This window comes from Micromonospora sp. WMMD882 (assembly GCF_027497255.1).
GTDB lineage: Bacteria > Actinomycetota > Actinomycetes > Mycobacteriales > Micromonosporaceae > Micromonospora.
This window is the reverse complement of record NZ_CP114903.1, coordinates 6,032,727-6,052,514: the sequence shown is the minus strand read 5'-3', so window position 1 is coordinate 6,052,514 and position 19,788 is coordinate 6,032,727. Positions and strand designations below refer to the sequence as shown.

At 74.5% G+C, this 19,788-nt stretch carries 13 protein-coding genes; 4 read left to right on the top strand and 9 right to left on the bottom strand.

Annotation, left to right across the window (positions count from 1 at the left end):
* Positions 1 to 6 precede the first annotated feature (6 nt).
* Entirely contained in the window at positions 7 to 1,683 is a 1,677-nt protein-coding gene (gene ettA / locus O7606_RS26160) for an energy-dependent translational throttle protein EttA (protein WP_281596649.1), read from the bottom strand.
* Positions 1,684 to 2,061: 378 nt separating this feature from the next.
* Here ettA and O7606_RS26155 point away from each other — a divergent pair, with 378 nt between their 5' ends.
* Together O7606_RS26155 and otsB are read left to right on the top strand one after the other, a co-directional pair.
* Positions 2,062 to 3,462 carry a trehalose-6-phosphate synthase gene (locus tag O7606_RS26155; RefSeq protein WP_281596648.1) on the top strand — a complete coding sequence of 467 codons (1,401 nt, stop codon included), beginning with the start codon at positions 2,062 to 2,064 and terminating at the stop codon, positions 3,460 to 3,462.
* On the top strand, positions 3,459 to 6,059 hold the full coding sequence (gene otsB / locus O7606_RS26150) for a trehalose-phosphatase (protein WP_281596647.1): 2,601 nt from the start codon (positions 3,459 to 3,461) through the stop codon (positions 6,057 to 6,059). The genes O7606_RS26155 and otsB overlap by 4 nt, the downstream gene beginning before the upstream one ends.
* Before the next feature lie 314 nt (positions 6,060 to 6,373).
* On the opposite strand, the gene cobA is transcribed toward otsB, so the two are convergent.
* Genes cobA through cobC form a run of 3 tightly spaced genes read right to left on the bottom strand, consistent with a single transcriptional unit; the run spans position 6,374 to position 9,800 of the window.
* Complete coding sequence (cobA, locus tag O7606_RS26145; protein ID WP_281596646.1) at positions 6,374 to 7,597, bottom strand: uroporphyrinogen-III C-methyltransferase; 1,224 nt, start codon at positions 7,595 to 7,597, stop codon at positions 6,374 to 6,376.
* Complete coding sequence (gene cobT / locus O7606_RS26140; protein ID WP_281596645.1) at positions 7,594 to 8,715, bottom strand: nicotinate-nucleotide--dimethylbenzimidazole phosphoribosyltransferase; 1,122 nt, start codon at positions 8,713 to 8,715, stop codon at positions 7,594 to 7,596. The genes cobA and cobT overlap by 4 nt, the downstream gene beginning before the upstream one ends.
* Positions 8,715 to 9,800 (bottom strand): Rv2231c family pyridoxal phosphate-dependent protein CobC, encoded by a 1,086-nt coding sequence (gene cobC, locus O7606_RS26135; protein ID WP_281596644.1) that lies wholly within the window; start codon positions 9,798 to 9,800, stop codon positions 8,715 to 8,717. The genes cobT and cobC overlap by 1 nt, the downstream gene beginning before the upstream one ends.
* 132 nt (positions 9,801 to 9,932) lie before the next feature.
* Between cobC and O7606_RS26130 the strand changes: the two genes are divergently transcribed.
* Positions 9,933 to 12,065: a transglycosylase domain-containing protein gene (locus O7606_RS26130; RefSeq protein ID WP_281596643.1), complete on the top strand. Its 2,133-nt coding sequence runs from the start codon at positions 9,933 to 9,935 to the stop codon at positions 12,063 to 12,065.
* A gap of 87 nt (positions 12,066 to 12,152) precedes the next feature.
* Here O7606_RS26130 and O7606_RS26125 read toward each other — a convergent pair whose 3' ends face one another.
* Together O7606_RS26125 and O7606_RS26120 are read right to left on the bottom strand one after the other, a co-directional pair.
* Positions 12,153 to 12,722 (bottom strand): GNAT family protein, encoded by a 570-nt coding sequence (locus O7606_RS26125; RefSeq protein WP_281596642.1) that lies wholly within the window; start codon positions 12,720 to 12,722, stop codon positions 12,153 to 12,155.
* A complete protein-coding gene (locus O7606_RS26120; protein WP_281596640.1) occupies positions 12,719 to 14,413 on the bottom strand; it encodes a cobyrinate a,c-diamide synthase in 1,695 nt (564 codons plus the stop codon). Before O7606_RS26120 ends, O7606_RS26125 begins: the two co-directional genes overlap by 4 nt.
* A gap of 247 nt (positions 14,414 to 14,660) precedes the next feature.
* Between O7606_RS26120 and O7606_RS26115 the strand changes: the two genes are divergently transcribed.
* Entirely contained in the window at positions 14,661 to 15,503 is an 843-nt protein-coding gene (locus tag O7606_RS26115) for an SURF1 family protein (RefSeq protein ID WP_281596639.1), read from the top strand.
* On the opposite strand, the gene O7606_RS26110 is transcribed toward O7606_RS26115, so the two are convergent.
* From O7606_RS26110 to O7606_RS26100, 3 genes are all read right to left on the bottom strand, one after another.
* Positions 15,500 to 17,227 (bottom strand): ATP-dependent DNA ligase, encoded by a 1,728-nt coding sequence (locus tag O7606_RS26110; RefSeq protein WP_281596638.1) that lies wholly within the window; start codon positions 17,225 to 17,227, stop codon positions 15,500 to 15,502. The genes O7606_RS26115 and O7606_RS26110 overlap by 4 nt on opposite strands.
* A gap of 191 nt (positions 17,228 to 17,418) precedes the next feature.
* Positions 17,419 to 17,625: a hypothetical protein gene (locus O7606_RS26105; protein ID WP_281596637.1), complete on the bottom strand. Its 207-nt coding sequence runs from the start codon at positions 17,623 to 17,625 to the stop codon at positions 17,419 to 17,421.
* A gap of 167 nt (positions 17,626 to 17,792) precedes the next feature.
* The gene (locus tag O7606_RS26100) at positions 17,793 to 19,742 is read right to left on the bottom strand and encodes a copper-translocating P-type ATPase (protein WP_348651177.1); all 1,950 of its coding nucleotides are present in this window, start codon (positions 19,740 to 19,742) and stop codon (positions 17,793 to 17,795) included.
* Between the last annotated feature and the right edge of the window lie 46 nt (positions 19,743 to 19,788).

The window sequence follows — 19,788 nt, the reverse complement described above, 5'->3', positions numbered from 1 at the left end:
GGCGGCTCAGTCGCGGGTGAGCTTGCGGTAGGTGATCCGGTGCGGCCGGGCCGCCTCCGCGCCGAGCCGGTCGACCTTGTTCTTCTCGTACGCCTCGAAGTTGCCCTCGAACCAGAACCACCTGGACGGGTTCTCGTCGTCGCCCTCCCAGGCGAGCATGTGCGTGGCGACCCGGTCCAGGAACATCCGGTCGTGGGAGATGACCACGGCGCAGCCCGGGAACTCCAGCAGCGCGTTCTCCAGGCTGGACAGCGTCTCGACGTCCAGGTCGTTGGTCGGCTCGTCGAGCAGGATCACGTTGCCGCCCATCTTCAGGGTCAGCGCCAGGTTGAGCCGGTTGCGCTCGCCGCCGGAGAGCACCTTGGTCGGCTTCTGCTGGTCCGGGCCCTTGAACCCGAACGCCGCGATGTACGCCCGGGACGGCATCTCGACCTTGCCCACCATGAGGTGGTCCAGCCCGTCGGAGACGACCTCCCAGACGGTCTTGTCGCCGGACAGCCCCTGCCGGTTCTGGTCCACGTATGACAGGGAGACCGTCTCGCCGACCCGGACCTGACCGGCGGTCGGCTCCTCCAGCCCGACGATGGTCTTGAACAGGGTGGTCTTGCCGACGCCGTTCGGGCCGATGATCCCGACGATGCCGTTGCGCGGCAGCGAGAAGGAGAGGCCGTCGATCAGCACCCGGTCGCCGAAGCCCTTGGTGAGGTCGACCGCCTCGATGACGGTGTTGCCCAGGCGGGGGCCCGGCGGGATCTGGATCTCCTCGAAGTCCAGCTTGCGGGTCTTCTCCGCCTCGGCGGCCATCTCGTCGTACCGGTCCAGCCGGGCCTTGGACTTGGTCTGCCGGGCCTTGGCGTTGGAGCGCACCCAGTCCAGCTCGTCGGCGAGACGCTTCTTCATCTTGGCGTCCCGGCGGCCCTCGACGGAGAGCCGGGCGGCCTTCTTCTCCAGGTACGTGGAGTAGTTGCCCTCGTACGGGTAGGCCCGGCCGCGGTCCAGCTCCAGGATCCAGTTGGCCACGTTGTCCAGGAAGTACCGGTCGTGGGTGATCGCGATGACGGTGCCGGCGTACTTGGCGAGGTGCTGCTCCAGCCACTGCACGCTCTCCGCGTCCAGGTGGTTGGTGGGCTCGTCGAGCAGCAGCAGGTCGGGGGCCTCCAGCAGCAGCTTGCACAGCGCCACCCGGCGGCGCTCGCCGCCGGAGAGCTGGGTGACGTCGGCGTCCGGCGGCGGGCAGCGCAGCGCGTCCATGGCCAGTTCGAGCTTGGAGTCGACGTCCCAGGCGTCGGCGTGGTCCAGCTCCTCCTGGAGCTTGCCCATCTCCTCCATCAGCTCGTCGGAGTAGTCGGTGGCCATCTGCTCGGCGATCTTGTTGAACCGCTCCAGCTTGGCCTTGGTCTCGGCGACCGCCTCCTCGACGTTGCCGAGCACCGTCTTGGCGTCGTTGAGCGGGGGCTCCTGGGCCAGCATGCCGACGGTGTAGCCGGGCATCAGCCGGGCCTCGCCGTTGCTGGGCAGGTCCAGTCCCGCCATGATCTTGAGCAGGCTGGACTTGCCCGCGCCGTTCGGGCCGACCACGCCGATCTTGACACCGGGCAGGAAGTTCAGCGTCACGTTGTCGAGCACGACCTTGTCGCCGTGCGCCTTGCGTGCCTTCTCCAGGACGTAGATGAACTGGGCCACGGTGCGGGCTACCTCCGTACGTTGCGATTGGGAGCCGGCGAGCGAAGGGCGGACCGGGCCGCCGCGTGCCGCCGGCCGCCGTCGGCCGGGCGCACGCACGCCACCGTCAATCCTGACAGGTACGACACGCTGCGCCCACATCGCCCCGCCCGCGAAGCACGCCGGCGGCGCCGTCGCGACGCCGGCCGCGCCGGACGACGCCCGTCCCGCCGCCGACGACCGCGCCGCCGCGCGTGCCGCAGACCACAGTTGTCCTGATCACGGCGCGGTTCGCCACTCGGAGATGTGGGCAGTAAGACCCGCACTGCGCCACATGCATCGCAGCTACCCTCAGTACGCTCATGCGGTGGACCCGTCGCTTACCGGAGGTGGCCGATCGTGACCGTCCGTAGCTCCTTTGTCGTTGTGGCGAACCGTCTACCGGTCGACGAGGTGAGCACCCCGGAGGGACGACAGTGGCGTCGCAGTCCCGGTGGTCTCGTCACCGCGCTGCATCCCGTGCTCGCCGAGCACCGGGGGACCTGGGTCGGCTGGGCCGGCGGCACCGGCGCCGCCCCCGAGCCGTTCGACCTGGAGGGCATCCGGCTGCACCCGGTGCCGCTGAGCGCCGACGAGTTGGAGCGCTACTACGAGGGCCAGTCGAACGCGACGATCTGGCCGCTCTACCACGACGCGGTCGAGACACCGGCCTACAAGCGCCGCTGGCGGGACGCGTACCGGCTGGTCAACGCCCGGTTCGCGGAGGCCGCCGCGGACGTCGCGGCCGAGGGCGCGACCGTGTGGGTGCAGGACTACCAGCTCCAGCTCGTCCCGGCGATGCTCCGCGAGCTGCGCCCGGACCTGCGGATCGGTTTCTTCCTGCACATCCCGTTCCCGCCGATCGAGCTGTTCATGCAGATGCCGCTGCGCGCCGAGGTGCTGCGCGGCCTGCTCGGCGCGGACCTGGTCGGGTTCCAGCAGCGGCTGGCCGCGCAGAACTTCGTCCGGCTGGCCCGGCACCTGCTCGGGCTGCGCTACGAGGGGCAGATGATCCAGGTCGACGGCCGGCAGGTGAAGGCCGGCGCGTTCCCCATCTCGATCGACGTCCAGGAGATGGAACGGCTCGCCGCCGACCCGGCCATCCAGGCCCGCGCCAAACAGATCCGCGAGGAGCTGGGCAACCCGAAGACGATAATCCTGGGCGTGGACCGGCTCGACTACACCAAGGGCATCGAGCTTCGCCTCAAGGCTTTCCGCGAGCTGCTCTCTGACGGAAAGTTGACAGTTCCCGAGGCGGTGATGGTCCAGGTGGCCACCCCGAGCCGGGAGCGTGTGGAGCACTACCAGGCCCTACGGGTGAAGGTCGAACGCGAGGTCGGCCGGATCAACGGCGAGTACGGCCGGGTCGGCGTGCCGGCGGTGCACTACCTCCACCAGTCGTACTCTCGCAGTGAGCTCGCCGCCATGTATGTTGCGGCGGACGTGATGATGGTGACACCTCTGCGAGACGGAATGAATTTGGTGGCCAAGGAGTACGTGGCATCGCGCGCCGACCAGGGCGGCGCGCTGGTGCTCAGCGAGTTCGCCGGCGCGGCCACCGAGCTGCGCCAGGCGTTTCTGTGTAATCCGCACGACCCGGAGGCGGTCAAGGACGCCCTCCTGAAGGCCGTGCACGTGGACCGGACCGAGGCCCGCCGACGCATGCGCATCATGCAGCGGCACCTGCGGACCCACGACGTGGGCCACTGGGCCAAGTCGTTCCTCTCCGAGCTCGGCACCCCCGACGTGGAGGCCGCGTGAACCCGGCCGCCAACGAGAACGCGCCGTCCGACGGCCTGGCCCCCGAGCTGCGGGCGGCGATCGGCCGGATCGCCCGGGTCCCCCAGCTCCTGGTGGCCTGCGACTACGACGGCACCCTCGCCCCGATCGTCGAGGACCCGAGCAAGGCGGTGCCGCTGCACGAGTCGGTGGCCGCCGTACGGGCGCTCGCCGCGCTGCCCCAGACCAGCGTCGCGGTGGTCTCCGGGCGGGCGCTGCGCGACCTGGCCGCGCTGTCCCGGCTGCCCAGCGAGGTCCACCTGGTCGGCAGCCACGGCTCCGAGTTCGACATCGGCTTCGTCGAGCGGCTCAGCCCCGAGCTGGTCGCCGTCCGGAGCCGGCTGCGCAACGAGCTGCGGGAGATCGCCGCCGCCCACCCGGGCGTCCGCCTGGAACGCAAGCCCGCCAGCGTGGCCGTGCACACCCGCGGGGTGCCGCCGCAGGTCGCGGCGAACGCGGTCGAGGCGGTCCGCAACGGGCCGGCGAGCTGGGACGGCGTGACGGTCACCCAGGGCAAGGAGGTCATCGAGCTGTCGGTGGTCGCCACCCACAAGGGCACCGCCGTCGACCAGCTCCGTACCCAGCTCTCCGCGAGCGCGGTGCTGTTCATCGGCGACGACGTCACCGACGAGAACGCCTTCGGCAACCTGCACGGCCCGGACGTCGGCATCAAGATCGGCCCGGGCGAGACGAAGGCGGACTTCCGGGTCGCCGAGCCGATCGAGGCCGCCCGGGCGCTGGCCCTGCTGCTGGAGACCCGGCGGCACTGGCTGTTCGGCGAGCGGGCGGTGCCCATCGAGCGGCACTCGATGCTGGCCAACGGGCGTACGGTCGCGCTGCTCACCCCGGCCGCCAAGATCACCTGGCTGTGTCACCCCAAGCCGGACTCGTCGGCCATCTTCGCCGACCTCGTCGGCGGCAGCCCGGCCGGGCACTTCAGCGTCGCCCCGGAACGGGAGGGCATCCCGCTCGGGCAGCGCTACCGCAACGGCACCATGACGGTGGAGACCCGGTGGTCCGGGCTCACCGTCACCGACTGGCTGGACCGTCCCTCCACCGACCACGTGCCGAGCGGCGCCACCGTCGTCTCCGGCGACTCCACGCTGATCCGGGTGCTCAGCGGCTCGGGTCGGGTCCGGCTGGAGTTCGCCCCCCGGCCCGAGTTCGGGCAGGTGGCCGTCCAGCTCCAACCGCTCGCCGACGGGCTGCTCGTGCTCGGCTCCAACGAGCCGGTCGCGCTCTACTCCCCCGGCGTGCAGTGGCAGGTGAGCGCCGACGGCGGCTACGAGAGCGCCAAGGCGGTCGTCGACCTCTCCGCCGCCGGCGGGCAGGTCACCCTGGAGCTGCGGTTCGGCACGCACAGCCTGGAGCACCACCGGGTGCCGCTGCACGAGCGGCAGGCCGCCGCCGAGCAGCCGTGGAAGGACTGGGTGGCCTCGCTGCGGCTGCCGCAGACCGCCCGTGACCTGGTCGCCCGCAGCGCCCTCACGCTGCGCGGGCTGTGCCACGAGGCGACCGGCTCGATCCTCGCGGCGGCGACCACCTCACTGCCCGAGGAGCTCGGCGGGGTACGCAACTGGGACTACCGCTACTGCTGGCTGCGGGACGCCGCGATGACCGCCCGGGTGCTCGTCGACCTCGGCTCCGTCGAGGAGGCCGAAGGGCTGCTGCGCTGGGTGGACGGCTGCGTCGAGCGCACCGGCGGACACCCCGAGCGGCTGCACCCGCTCTACACCGTCGACGGGTACGAGCTGGGCGCCGAGGCGGTCATCGACACCCTCCCCGGCTACGCCGGCTCCCGCCCGGTGCGGGTCGGCAACCTCGCCAACCACCAGCTCCAGTTGGACGTCTTCGGGCCGATCGCCGACCTGATCGCGGCCGTCGCCGACGCCCGTGGCTCGGTCCGGGAGACCGAGTGGCGGGTCCTGGAGAACATGGTCGAGGCGGTCCGCCGCCGCTGGCACGAGCCCGACCACGGCATCTGGGAGGCCCGCCTGCCACCCCGGCACCACATCTTCTCGAAGGTGATGTGCTGGATGACCGTCGACCGGGCGCTGCACGTGATCCGGCGGCACGGCGCGGGCGACCGGCCGGAGTGGGTCGAGCTGCGCGACCGGATCGGCGCGAACGTGCTGGAGTACGGCTGGCACGAGGGCGTCGAGGCGTACAGCGTCGCGTACGGCAACGAGGAGATGGACGCCTCCTCGCTCTGGATCGGGCTGTCCGGCCTGCTCGCCGGGGACGACCCGCGCTTCCTCTCCACCGTCCTGCGGATCGAGGCGGACCTGCGCAGCGGCCCGGTCGTCTACCGGTACCACTGGGACGACGGCCTGCCCGGCCGGGAGGGCGGCTTCCACATCTGCACGGCGTGGCTGATCGAGGCGTACCTGCGCACCGGCCGGCGCACCGACGCCGAGGAGCTGTTCCACCAGATGGTCGACACGGCCGGCCCGACCGGGCTGCTGCCCGAGCAGTACGACCCGCTGGCCGAGCGCGGGCTGGGCAACCACCCGCAGGCGTACAGCCACCTCGGGCTGATCCGCTGCGCCCTGCTGCTGGACAACATGCTCAAGGTGTGACCGACGCGTGACCGGTGACGGCGGCGGGGGCCCCTGGCCCCCGCCGCCGTTCCACGTCCGGCGCCACGCCCGCCCCGCCCGCCCCGCCCGAGGGGGCGCGCCCACCGCGTCCCGCCCGAGGGGGCTCGCCGTTTCGGCGAAAGGGCGGTGACCGGGACGCCTGATGGCCCTACTTCGCCGAAACGGAGTCGATCAAGCGGCGGGCGGCGGGCGGCGGGGCGAGGCGGGGGCTGGGGGCGGGGGCGGGGGCGGGGGCGGGGGCGGGGGCGGCGGGGGCGCCACAGGCGGGACGCGGCGGGCGGCGCGGGCGCGGGTCAGGGGTGGTCGAGGGCGGTGACCACGTCGCCGAGCACCACGACGGCCGGCGGGCGCAGGCCGGCGTCCGCCACCGCCTTCGCGGCCTCGCCCAGCGTGGTCCGTAGCGTCCGTTGGCCCGTCGTGGTGCCCTCCTGCACCACCGCCACGGCGGTGGCCGGGTCGCGGCCGTGCGCGACCAGCGTGGCGGTGATCGTCGGCAGGTTCTTCAGCCCCATCAGGATCACCAGCGTGCCGCGCAGCGCCGCCAGCGCCGCCCAGTTGACCAGGGAGTCCGGATGGTCCGGGGCGAGGTGACCGGAGACCACCGTGAAGTCGTGCGCCACCCCCCGGTGGGTGACCGGCACCCCGGCCACCGCCGGGGCGGCGATGGAGCTGGTCACCCCGGGCACCACGGTCACCGGCACGCCGGCCGCCGCGCAGGCGAGCAGCTCCTCGCCACCACGTCCGAACACGTACGGGTCACCGCCCTTGAGCCGGACCACGAACGCCCCGCCCAGCGCCCGGTCGACCAGGATCCGGTTGATCTCCTCCTGCGTCCTCGACGGGCCGTAGGGGATCTTCGAGGCGTCCACCAGCTCCACGTCGGAGCGCAGCTCGTCGAGGAGGAGCCCGGGGACCAACCGGTCGGCGACCACCACGTCCGCCTCGGTGAGCAGCCGCCAGCCCTTGACGGTGATCAGCTCCGGGTCGCCCGGCCCCGCCCCGACCAGCGCGACCCGCCCGCCCCGGGCCGTCTCCTGGGCGCTGGGCGTCGACAGGGCGCCCTGCCGCGCGTCCAGCAGGGTGCGGATGGCGTCGCGGGTGGCCTTGGCGCGGTGCGGGTCGCCACCACCGAGCACGGCGACGGTCACCGGGCCGTGCCGGGTGACGGCCGGGGTCCAGGCGGTGGCGGCGGCCCGGTCGTCGGCGCGTACGCAGAAGATCCGGCGTTCCCGCGCGGCGGCGCTGACCGCCGCCGCGGCGGCCCGGTCGTCGACGGCGACCTGCACCAGCCAGGCCCCGTCCAGGTCGGCGGGGGTGAACCGGCGTGGCTCCCAGCGCAGCCGGCCGGCGTCGGAGTGGGCGCGCAGCGCCGGGGTGAGGTCCGGCGTGACCAGCAGGACGTCCGCTCCGGCGTCCAGCAGCGCCGGTACCCGCCGGGTCGCCACCGCGCCGCCGCCGACCACGACGACACGGCGGCCGGCCAGCCGCAGTCCCAGCGGGTACGGGTTCGCGTTCACTTCTCGGCCACTCCCGCCGCGTCGAAGGTGGCGACCTCGTGCAGGACGCGTACCGCGCCGGTGACCACCGGCAGGGCGAGCAGCGCGCCGGTGCCCTCACCGAGACGCAGTCCGAGGTCGATCAGGGGGTCCAGACCGAGGTGCCGCAACGCGAGGGTCGCGCCCGGCTCGGCGGAGCGGTGCCCGGCGACCATCGCGCCGACCGACTCCGGGGCGAACGCGGCGGCGGCGAGGGCGGCGCTGACCGCGATCACCCCGTCCAGCAGCACGGGCGTCCGGCGGGCGGCGGCGGCCAGGATCAACCCGGCCAGCGCGGCGTGTTCCAGGCCACCGACCGCGGCGAGCACGCCGAGCGGGTCGGTCGGGTCGGGCGTGTGGCGGCGCAGCGCCCGCCGGACCACGTCCACCTTCCGCTGGTACGTGACGTCGTCCACGCCGGTGCCCCGGCCGGTCGTCTCGGCCGGGTCCGCCCCGGTGAACGCGGCGACCAGCGCGGCGGACGGGGTGGTGTTGCCGATGCCCATGTCCCCGGTGAGCAGGATGCCGACGCCGCCTGTGATGAGCTCGTCGGCGACCCGGATGCCGGTCTCCACCGCGGCCCGGGCCTCCTCTCGGGTGAGCGCGGCGGTGACGGTCATGTCCCGGGTGCCGGGCCGGACGCGGGCGGTCACCAACCGGGACGACAGCGCTCCGACGCCGGAGGCCGGCTCCCCGCCCGCGCCGGGAGCCGCGGCGGGGACTCCGGTCGGGTCGACGCCGGGGATCGGGGTGGCCACGCCGACGTCGACCACGGTCACCGTCGCGCCGGCCTGCCGGGCGAAGGCGTTCACGACCGCGCCGCCGGCCAGGAAGTTGCCGATCATCTGCGCGGTGACCTCCTGCGGCCACGGGGTCACGCCCCGGGCGTGCACGCCGTGGTCCCCGGCGAAGATCACCACGGCGGCCGGCTCGGGCAGCGGCGGCGGGCAGGCCCCGGCCAGGCCGGCCAGGCGTACCGACAGGTCCTCCAGCGCGCCGAGGGAGCCGGCGGGCTTGGTCAGCCGGGCCTGACGGTCCCGGGCGGCGGTCATCGCCGTCTCGTCGAGCGGCCCGACCGCCCCGATCGTCTGCTCCAGCATCACGCCTCCAGGATCTCCGCCAGTGCCTCGATGAACGCGTCGCTGGTACGCCTGTCGCGTACCGCCACGCGCAGCCAGTCCGGGCCGAGCCCGGGGAAGGTGTCGCCCCGCCGTACCGCCCAGCCCCGGTCCCGCAGGGCGAGCCGGATCCGGTCCGCGCCGGGGATCTCCACCAGCACGAACGCGCTGGCCGGGCGGCCTGCCACCCGTACCCGGGGAAGGGCCGTGAGGCGGGTGGTCAGGTGGTCGCGGTCGGCGGCGAGGTCGACGGCGATGGCGCGTTCGGCGGTGACCGCCTCGGGGCCGGCGCAGGCCGTCGCGGCGGCGAGCGCCGGGGTGGAGACCGCCCAGAGCGGCTGGACCCGGGCGAGGCGGTCCAGCAGCGTCGCTTCGCCGAGCAGGTAGCCGATCCGGAGGCCGGCCAGCCCCCAGGTCTTGGTGAGGCTGCGGAGCACCAGCAGGCCGGGCAGGTCGCGCCGGCCGGCCAGGGACTCCGGCTCACCGGGCACGCGGGGCGCGTACGTGGTGTCGGCGAACGCCTCGTCGACGACCAGGACGCGGCCGGGACGGGCCAGGGCGACGACGGTCGCGGCGGGGTGCAGCACGGAGGTCGGGTTGGTGGGGTTGCCGATCATCACCAGGTCGGCGTCGGCGGGCACCCGGGCCGGGTCGAGCCGGAACCCGTCGGCCGGGTCCAGCAGCACCCGGTCCACCCGGTGCCCGGCGGCGGCGAGCGCGGCCTCCGGCTCGGTGAACTGCGGGTGCACCACCACCGGGCGGCGGGCCCCGCGCAGCGCCTGCGCGATCAGCACGAAGCCTTCGGCGGCCCCGGCGGTGAGCAGCACCTCGGCCGGCGGGCGAGCGTGCCGGGCGGCGACCGCGGCGCGGGCCGGGGACGGGTCGGGGTAGTCGGCGAGCCTGGTCAGCGAGGCGGTCAGCGGCCCGGCCAACCAGGGCGGCGGGGCGGCCCGGCGGACGTTGACCGCGAGGTCGACCAGCCCGGCCGCCACCTCGGCGTCACCGTGGTGACCGAGGTCCGGCTCGGGTACGGCGTACCGGGACGCTCCTCTCGGCTGACCACGCATGCCCGCGATCCTGCCGGGAAGGCGGCGCGCGGGACAGCGCATCGGGGCGTGGGGCACGTCACGGCCGATCGTCACCCGTAGGAATTATGAATATTTCGCATCTCTTACCGGGATGTGTCCTAGCTTGGCCGTGTGAGCAACCGACTCCTCAACTCCGCCGGTCGTTGGGTCCCGCTGCTGCGCGCCGGGCTGATCGCCGGGATCATCGTGGCCGCCGTGGCGTACCCGCTCGTCGCGGTGGCCGGCATCAGCGCCAAGGCCGGCGCGGACTTCTCCGAGCACAAGGCCGACCTGCTGCGCACCGCGCTGCCCGCCGAGACCTCCTACCTCTACGCCGCCGACGGCACCCTGCTGACCATGTTCTACGAGGAGTACCGGCAGTACGCGACGCTGGCCCAGATCGCGCCGAGCATGCAGCAGGCCATGGTGGCCGCCGAGGACTCCCGCTTCTACCAGCACCGGGGCGTGGACCCGAAGGGCGTGGCCCGGGCCTTCGTCGCCAACTCGCAGTCCGGCGGGGTCTCCCAGGGCGCGTCGACGATCACCATGCAGTACGTCCGGATGGCGCTGCGGGACAGCGCGACCACGCCCCGGGAGGTGCAGGAGGCGACCGCCCAGACCAGCCTCCGCAAGGTACGCGAGATGCGCCTCGCCCTGGACGTGGAGAAGCGCATGAGCAAGGAGCAGATCCTGGAGCGCTACCTCAACTCGGCGTACTTCGGGCACCGCGCGTACGGCATCTACGCCGCCGCGCAGATCTTCTTCTCAAAGAAGCCCAAGGACCTCACCCCGGTCGAGTCCGCCACCCTGGCCGGCCTGGTCAAGTCCCCGTCCGAGTACGACCCGGTCACCTCCGACCAGCAGGAAGCCATCGGCCGGCGCAACTACGTGCTGGACCGGATGGGGCAGCTCGGCTACCTCTCCCCCGACGTGGCGGCCCGGGCCCGCACCGAGCCGCTGCGGATCGACCAGAGCGACCCGCGCAACGACTGCGCCTCCGTCCCGGCCAAGCACAACGCCCTCGGCTTCGCCTGCGACTACCTGAAGAACTGGTGGAGCGCGCAGGCGGCGTTCGGGGAGAACCGGATGGAACGCGTCGACCAGCTCCGCCGGGGCGGCTACCGGATCGTGCTCAGCATCGACCCGAAGACCCAGGCCGCCGCCGAGAAGAACGTGGGCGCCAAGGAGGCCACCGGCAGCCCGTTCGCCAACGGGATCGTCGTCTCCGAGCCGGGCACCGGCCGGGTGAAGGCGATGGCGGTGAACCGGACGTACTCCCTGGACACCAGCGAGAACGGGCCGAACGGCAACCCGGAGGCCGGCCCGAAGTCGAAGGCGAACTACCCGAACACCGTCCTGCCCCTGCTCGGCGGCGGCGACCTGGCCGGCTACCAGGCCGGGTCCACGTTCAAGATGTTCCCCATGCTGGCGGCGCTGGAGGCCGGCATGCCGCTGTCCAGCACGTTCAACGCCCCGCACCGGTACCAGTCCAAGGTCTACGACAACTGGGTCATGTCGAACGCGAGCGGGGCGATGACCGGCACCCAGACCATGTGGTCCGGGTTCGGCAAGTCGGTCAACACGTACTTCGTGTGGCTGGAGGAGCAGGTCGGCGCGGAACGGGCGGTCCGGATGGCCGAGCAGCTCGGGCTGCGCTGGCGCACCGACGTCGACCGGCGGCAGGCGGCCCCGGAACGGGTCAACAAGTGGGGCGCGTTCACCCTCGGCGTCTCCGACGCCACCCCGCTGGAGCTGGCGAACGCGTACGCGGCGGTCAGCGCCGACGGCCGGTACTGCGAGGCGATCCCGGTGCTGTCGATCACCACCCGGGACGGCGCCCCGGCGACCTACCGGACCGCGTCCGGCCTGCAACGGGAGGTCGCCAAGCCGCGCTGCCGGCAGGTGGTGAGCGCCGACACGGCGCGGGCAGCCACCGACGCGGCCCGCTGCCCGACCGGGGACACGCCGGCCCGCGGAAGCTGCGGCGGCTGGTCCACCGCCGACAGCGTCCGGGGCACGGTCGGCCGCCCGGTCGCCGGCAAGACCGGCACCACCGACAGCACCCGGTCCGCCTGGTTCGTCGCCTACACCCCGGAGCTGGCCGCGGCGAGCTTCATCTCGGATCCGGACAACCCGTTCAACGCGGTGGGCGACGGGCAGTCCCAGACGCCGGTCCAGGCGGTCGCGAACACCCTCCGGGACGCCCTGAAGGACCAGCCGAAACGCGACTTCACCCCGCCCTCCGACCGGATCGTCGGCGGCTGACGGCGGTGACCGTCAGCGCAGGTCGGCGGTGACTCCTTCCGAGCAGCCAGGTCGGCGGTGACCGTCAGTGCCGGTCGGCGGTGACCATCAGTGCAGGTCGGCGGTGACGAAGGACCAGAGCTCCAGGTCGACCCGGTTGCCCCGGACGTAGCCCGCGTTGCGCAGCAGCCCCTCGTAGGTGAAACCGGCCTTCTCGGCCACCCGCCGGGACGCCACGTTCCCCGGGGCCACCCGCAGCTCGATCCGCTGGAAGTCGTGCTCCATGATCAGCACGATGGCCAGGGCGATCACCGCCTCGGCGGCCAGCCCGAAGCCGCGTGCCTCCGACGCCATCGCGTACGACACCTCGGTCAGCCGGGAGCCCCAGTCGGTCCGTTTCGTCCAGAGACAGCCGACGACCCGGGCGTCCTCCCGGCGGACCACCGCGAAATGGTCGCCGTCGCCGCTGTCGCGGCGCTGCCGGGCCAGGTCGGCGCACCAGGCCGCCCCGTCGATCTGCCCCGATTCCTCGGCCAACGGCAGCCACCGCTGGGTCAGCCGGTCCGCGAAGATCGCCGACACCGCCTCGGTGTCCGGCGCGAGGTGCCGGCGTACCTCGGTGCGCGGGGTCGACACGGTCAGCTCGGGAAAGCGGCGTACCGCCACCTGGCCGATCACGCCGGAACCTCCGGCCCGACCACGCTCCGGGCCGGCCCACCGGCCACCACGCCGCCGGTGATCATGGTGATCGGCGTGGTGCCCGTCGACCCCGGACCGGGCGGCCCGACGGCGTCACCGGCGGGCCCGGCGGCCGGGCCGGGGGCGGAGCCGGTGGGCGTGGCGGTAGCGTCGGCGGCGGCAGGGCCGGCAGCCGCGGCAGGAACAGGGCCGGTGGGCGCGACGCCGGCGGCGGCAGGGGCGGTGGGGGTGGCGGGGGTGACGCCGGTGATGGGCGTGACCTCGGTGGTGGACGTGACGCCGGTGGTCGGCGTGACGGCAGCGGCGGGCGTGGCGGTGGCGGCGGCGGTGGCGGTGAGCAGGCGGGCGGCGATCTCCGGCGCGCCGGCCCAGTGCAGGACGAGCTGGGAGGCGTACCCGCCACGCCAGACGAACCCCTCGGGCGCGCCACCGGCCCAGCTCCACGCCGGACGCGCACCGGCCCGTGGGGTCAACACGGCGCTGTGCTGCTTGTAGCCCATCCGCACCGCGCCCCGGGTGGCCACCGGGCTGTCCGCGCCGGCGGTCGCCTCCCGGTAGCCGATCACCAGGCCGTCCCGGCGCGCCCCGACGGCGTCCAACACCCCGCACATCGGCAGGCCGTCCACCTCCCGGGCCAGCCAGAGCAGGCCGGCGCCCTCGGCGATCACCGGGCCGCCCCGGCGGGCCAGCTCCGCCACGGCGACGCAGAGCCGCCGGTTGGCGGACAGCTCCTCCGCGTACGCCTCGGGCAGCCCGCCCCCGACGACCAGCGCGACGGCCCCCGCCGGCAGCGCCTCGTCGCGCAGCGGATCGACCGTGACCACCTCGGCCCCGGCGGCGGTCAGCAGCTCGGCCGTCTCGACGTAGCCGTAGCCGCCGACCGGCGTGCCGGCCAACGCGACCACCGGACGGCCCGCGACGGCGAAGCCCGGCGGCGGGGCCGGCGACCACGGCTCGACCGCCAGCGGCGGCGCGGACCGGGCCAGCCGCAGCAGCGCCTCCAGGTCGACCCCGCCGGCCACCCCCTGACCCAGCCGCCGGACCGCCTGCGTCACCTCGCCGTCACCGCGCAGCACCGGCACCATCCCGTGCCGCCGGCTCGGGAACACCGGTGGCAGGTCCCGGCGGCGCAGCGCCCCGAAGACGGGTACGCCGATGTCGTCGAGCGCCTCGCGCAGCAGCTCCTCGTGCCGGGCCGAGGCCACCCGGTTCAGGATCACCCCGCCCAGCCAGAGCAGCTCGTCGTACGCGCGGAAGCCGTGCACCAGGGCGGCCACCGACTGCCCCATCGCCGACACGTCGACCACCAGCACCACCGGGCTGCGCAGCGCGGTGGACACCGCCGCGGTCGACTCGACCTCGGGCGGGCCGGCGACACTGTCGTACAGCCCCATGGTGCCCTGCACCAGGGCGAGCTCGGCCCCGGCGGCCCCGTACGCGAACAGCGGCGCGACCCGCCGCGCGCCGAGCAGCCGGGGATCGAGGTTGCGGGCGGGGCGACCCCCGGCGGCTGTCCCGAGGTACGCGGCGTCGACCTGGTCCGGGCCGACCTTGAAGCCGGCGACGTCCAGACCCCGGTCCCGGAACGCGGCAAGCAGGCCGATCGAGACGGCGTTCTTGCCGTGCCCGGACGAGGGCGCGGCGACCACGAGACGCGGTACGGCGCTCATCATCGACTCCTCGGTGGCGGCGGTACGCGTCGCACGCGCACGGTCGACGGCGCACGCGCGGGCAGGCGCGTACGCGGACCCGGCGGGTCGTCCGCGTGACGATACCCAACGACCCGGCCGAATCGTGGTAACCGACCCGCCACACGACGGGACAGTCGACCGGCGCGACGGTCGAGCGGCGGGCCGGACAGCGACCTGCCGGACGGTGGCGGGGCGGTGGCCCCGGTCATACGAGTAGCCTCGGGGCGTGTACCGGTTCCTCCTGACGCCGCGCTGGCTGGGCTATCTCGCCCTGGCCCTGGTCGCCGCCGCGGTCATGGCGCAGCTCGGCAACTGGCAGCTCGACCGCTACCGGGGGCGCTCGGAGATCAACCAGCGGATCGACGCCACCGCCACCATGACGCCGGTGCCGCTGCGGGACACGCTCACCGCCCCCGGCGGCGGGGTCGGCGTCCCGGGCCCCGCCCCGGACGACGCGACGACCTGGACCCGGGTCACCGTCACCGGCCGGTACGACGCGGCGAACTCGGTCTGGATCCGGGCCCGCCCGGTCGAGCGGAAGGTCGGCTTCGAGCTGGTCACGCCGCTGCGGCTGGCCGACGGCACGGCCATCCTGGTGGACCGGGGCTGGGTGCCGCCGCCGGTCGCCGGGGACGCGACCGCCCGCCCCGCGCTGCCGCCCACCCCGGACGGCGAGGTGACCGTGGTCGGCCGGGTGCGGCTCAGCGAGGGCGGGGGCACGGTGGAGCGCCGGGACGGCCGGTTGGAGAGCCGCCGGATCGCGGTGCCCCAGCTCGCCCGGGAACTGCCCTACCCGCTGTACGGGGCGTACCTGCTGCTCGACGGGCAGACCCCGGCGGCCGAGCCGGTCTTCCAGGCGGTGCCGGTCCGACACGAGAACAACTGGCAGAACCTCGGGTACGTGGTGCAGTGGTGGCTCTTCGCCGGCATGACGCTCGTCGCGTACGGGTGGGTGGCCCGCCGGGAGGCGCGCCGGGCCGCCGGCATCAGCCGTCCCACCGGTGACCGGGTCCCGGAGGAGACGGGCGACCGGGTCCCCGAGGACGCGCCGGCCGAGGCCGCCGGCTAACCGACCGTGGGCTCCCCCGACCCGGGACGCAGGGCGCGTACCGCGTCGATGGTGTCGGCCTCGGCGGCGCTCTTGTCGTCGCGGTAGCGCACCACCCGGGCGAAGCGCAGCGCCACCCCGCCCGGATAGCGGGGACTGGTCTGCACCCCGTCGAAGGCGATCTCGACGACCTGTTCCGGGCGGACCCGCACCACGTGCTCGCCGCGCTCCACGGCCAGCGAGAGGAACCGCTCGGTCTGCCAGCGCAGCACCTCGTCGGTGAGGCCCTTGAACGTCTTGCCGAGCATCACGAAACCGCCGGTGGCCGGGTCACGGGCCCCCAGATGCAGGTTGGACAGCCAGCCCCGCCGCCGGCCGCTGCCCCACTCGACGGCCAGCACGACGAGGTCGAGGGTGTGCCGGGGCTTCACCTTCACCCAGGCCGCGCCGCGCCGGCCGGCCTCGTACGCCGCGTCGGGGTCCTTGACGACGACGCCCTCCTGGCCGGCGGCCAGCGCGGCGGTGAACGCCTCGGCCGCCGCCTCGGGGCCGTCGACCTCGACCCGGCCGACCAGCAGACCCGCGTCGACCACCCGGGCGAGCCCGGCCCAGCGCTCCCGACCGGGGGCGTCGATCAGATCGTCGCCGTCGAGGTGCAGCAGGTCGAAGAAGTACGGCGTCAGCACGGTCGCCCCGGTCGACGCGGCGGCGGCGACCACGGCCGGGGCGACGGCGGTGGGCCCGACGCCGCGACCGCTCCCGGCGCTGGCGGCGTCGCTGCCCGTGCCGGCGCTGCCCGTGCCGGCGCTGCCCGTGCCGGCGCTGCCCGTGCCGGCGCTGTCGATGCCGGCGCTGTCGATGCCGGCGCTGTCGATGCCGGCGTTGGCGACGGTGGCGCGGCGGGCGGCCCGGCTCGACGTCTGCTGGAACGGCAGCGGCCGGCCGGTGGCGTCCAACCCGATCGCCTCGCCGTCGAGCACCAGCTCCCGGGCGGGCAGCGCCCGCACGGCCGCCACCACCTCGGGCACCCGGGCGGTGATGTCGTCGAGGCTGCGGGTGAAGACGGCGATGTCGGCGCCGGACCGGTGCGCCTGGATCCGGATGCCGTCGAGTTTGACGTCCACCACGGCGGGCGTGCCGGTGGCGGTGAGCGCCTCGGCCACCGTGGGCGCGCTCTGGGCCAGCATCGGGGCGAGCGGACGCCCCACCCGCAGCCCGAACCCGGCAAGCGCGGCGGCCCCGCCCTGGAGCGCGGCCACCGCCACCGTCCGCAGGTCACCGGAGAGCAGCAGCGCCCGCCGGACCGCCGGCAGCGGCACGCCGGCCGCCCGGGCGACCGCGTCGGCGAGCAGCCCGCCCTGCGCGCCCTGGCGCAGCTCCCCGCTGAACAGGCCGACCAGCATCCGCTGCTCGGCGGTGGTGGCGGCGGCGAACAACGCGCCCAGCAGGGCCCGCCGACGGGCCTGCGAGCCCGACCCGCGCACGGCGGCGATCCCGTCGATGGCGGCGTCGACCGCGGCCACGGTCAGCGTCGGCTCGACCGCCGGCGCCGGTAGGTCACGCAGGCTGGCCCAGCCGACACCGGTCTGGCGTTGCCGCAGCTCACCGGCGAGCCAGCCGGCCCCGGCGGGCACCTCGGCCGGGTCGAGCGCGCGCAGCGCCTCCGCGAGCAGCTCCACCTTGGCCCGTCGGCCGCTGGTGGCGCCGACCGCGGCGGAGGTGGCCGCCAGGTCGAGGAATCGCACGGTGTCATCCTGCCAGCCACCCCGACAACACCGCCCTGACCGGGCCGACGGCTCCTGGTCAGCGCCAGGCCCCGGTCGCGCCCACCAGCGGCGTGGCCCGGAGCGGACCCCGGCCGCCGGGGGCGTCCGGCGGGCGACCCGCCCGGGTCACCGGCCCGCCGACCCCCGGCTGGTGGTCGGGACCGGCCGGCTCAGGCCGTCACCGGCTCCTCGATCCGTAGGCCCCGGTCCCGGACCTGGCCGGCGACCCTGGCCAGCACGGCGTCGAGCGCGACCAGGGCCGTGGAAAGCTCACCGAGCCGCTCGTGGAGCGTCTCGTCGGGCCATGCGGAGACGTCGACGTCCCCCAACGCGCTGACCGCGGCGCCCAACCGCGCCATCACCTCGTTCGTACTCATGTTCGAGAGGCTAACCTACCGCCGGTCGTCGCGTGCCGGAATCCCGCAGGTGGCGCGCCAGTCGGTGCACCGACGCCGCCGGCCGGTCCGACATGGCTCGTTCCGACCGTGGCCGGTCCGAGGGGTGGCCGGTTCGACGTGGCTGGCCGGGCCCTCGGGCGGCGCGCTCACTGCTCTGGCGGGGCGAGACGCACCCGGCGGAGCAGTTGGGCGTTGAGGGCGACCACGATGGTGGAGGCAGACATCAGCACCGCCCCGACGGCCGGGCTCAGGGTCAGCCCGGCCCAGGCCAGCACCCCGGCGGCAAGGGGAATCGCGACGACGTTGTAGCCGGCGGCCCAGGCCAGGTTCTGCAACATCTTCCGGTACGACGCCCTGGAGAGCCGGATGACCCCGGTGACTCCCCGCGGATCCGAGGAGGCGAGCACGACCCCGGCGGACTCGATCGCCACGTCGGTGCCGGCGCCGATCGCGATGCCCACGTCCGCGCGGGCCAGGGCCGGGGCGTCGTTGACCCCGTCGCCGACCATGGCCACCGTCAGACCACGGGACTGGAGGTCGCGCACCGCCTTCTCCTTGTCGGCCGGCAGCACCTCGGCGAACACCTCGTCGACACCGGGCCGGAACCCGAGGTCGGCGGCGACCGCCTCGGCGACCGACCGGGCGTCACCGGTGATCATGGCGATCTTGTCGACCCCCTGCTCGCGTAGCTGGCTGATCGCCTGCCGGGCTTCGGGCCGGATCTCGTCGGCCAGGCCCAACGCCCCGATCGTCCGGGCCCGCTCCCCGTCGAGTCGAAGCAGGTGCAGGACGGCGGCGCCGCGCCGGGACCACTCGTCGGTGCTGGTGGTGACGTCGTCGGGCACCCGTACGTCGAGCTCACGCAGCAGGGCCGGACCACCGACGGCGTACCGCGTGCCGTCGACGGTGGCCTGCACGCCGCGACCGGTCAGCGAGCGGAAGTCCGTCGCGGCGGGCGGCCCGGTCGGCCCGGCGGCGGTCACGATCGCCCTGGCCAGCGGGTGTTCACTGGCCGCCTCCACCGCGCCGGCCAGGCGCAGCACCTCGTCCCCGGTGTGGCCGGGGGCGGCGGTGACGCCGGTGACGGTGTGCGCGCCCCGGGTGAGCGTGCCGGTCTTGTCGAACAGCACGGCCTGCACGGTACGCATCCGTTCCAGCGCGAGCCGGTCCTTGACCAGGATGCCGGCCCGGGCCGCCACCGCTGTCGACAGCGAGATCACCAGTGGGATGGCCAGCCCGAGGGCGTGGGGGCAGGCGATCACGAGCACCGTCACGGTGCGTGCCACGGACTCGTCGAGGCCGCCGAGCGCCCACCAGGCCAGGAAGGTCAGCACGGCGGCGGCCATCGCGACGTAGAACAACAGCGCGGCGAACCGGTCGGCGAGCGCCTGGGCCCGACCGCCGGCGGCCTGGGCCTGGGCGACCATCCGCTGGATGCCGGCCAGCGCGGTGTCCTCGCCGACCGCCTCGACCCGGACCCGGACCGCCGAGTCGGTCGCGACCGTGCCGGCGACCACCCGGTCGCCCGTGACGCGGCGGACCGGCCGGGACTCACCGGTGATCATGGATTCGTCGAGTTCGGCCTCGCCGTCGACGATCCGCCCGTCGGCCGGCACCCGCGCGCCGGGACGGACCAGCGCCACGTCGCCGACGGTCAGGTCGGCGACCCGGACCGGCTCCACCCCACCGTCGTCGGTGAGGCGTTCGGCGTCGTCGGGCAGCAGCGCGGCCAGAGCGGCGAGCGCGCCCCGGGCCTGACCGACGGCCTTCATCTCCTGCCAGTGCCCGAGCAGCATGATGCTGACCAGGGCGGCGAGCTCCCACCAGAAGTCCAGGTCGAACGCGCCGACGCTGGTGGCGAGCGAAGCGACGTAGGCGACGGTGATCGCCATCGAGATCAGCAGCATCATCCCCGGCGCGCGGTCACGCAGCTCCCGTACGCCGCCGGCGAGGAACGGCCAGCCGCCGTACCAGAAGACCACCGAGCCGAGCACCGGGCCGACCCAGGACATGCCGGGGAAGTCCAGCGTGTAGCCGACCCAGTCCATCACCATGTGACTGGTCGCCACGATCGGGACGGTCAGAGCCAGGCTCAGCCAGAACCTGCGCCGGAACGTCTCCGGGTCGTGACCGGCGTGCGTG